General features: G+C 57.6%; 1 protein-coding gene. It reads right to left on the bottom strand.

Features of this window, described 5'->3' with window-relative positions; translation table 11 throughout:
- Positions 1–370: 370 nt before the first annotated feature.
- Positions 371–614: hypothetical protein (locus ACXRVZ_RS27690; protein ID WP_458233143.1), on the bottom strand; the 244-nt coding region annotated here is incomplete at its 5' end.

The following is a 614-nucleotide window of genomic DNA, read 5'->3' as shown; positions in this document are numbered from 1 at the left end:
GAGTCAGGATTGCGAGTAGAAGGCCTAGCAAGCGCCATCCAAGCAACGTTTGCACAAAGAATCTAGACATGGGCCTCTCCGTTGGCTGAGTTCACGGTCCATGTTGTATTGCGCCCAAATAAGTTTCACCTCCGTAGTTCTGATGAGTTATTCATGGCGCGACAACGAACGACCACTGAGGAAGCATCGTTCGGTGGTCGGTAGTTCATAGTTCGGCGTGAGCAAGCGCGGCCTCTCAGCTGGCGCGCGTCTGTCTACCGGCTCGACAGCGATCCTTGAGTGGAGTGTGTCAGTCGATCCGGGCGCTGGCGTGAAGCGGACTACGTGCAGCGGTGCGATGAGGTCACCAACCTACATCCCAATGGCGTCGTCAGATCAAGGCTTCTTGCTCTGATGCGTCCTTCTGGGCTTTGCTGACTGCGACGAAGTCGGCCTGGACGTGGCCGTTGTCGAAGAGGCTCAGTCGCGTGTAGCCGCTGCCACCTGTGCTGCGTGCTACCTCGTAGTCCCACTGGTAGGGACCTGCGCTCAACCCCTTCGCTGACAGCAGCCATTCTTCTTCGTTCGCATTGACGAACGGGTAAGGACAGTACAGYCCCGACGTGACGATGCTG

This window comes from Roseateles sp. P5_E8 (assembly GCF_054177665.1).
The sequence above is the reverse complement of the archived record's forward strand: the minus strand, read 5'-3'. Positions and strand labels throughout refer to the sequence as shown.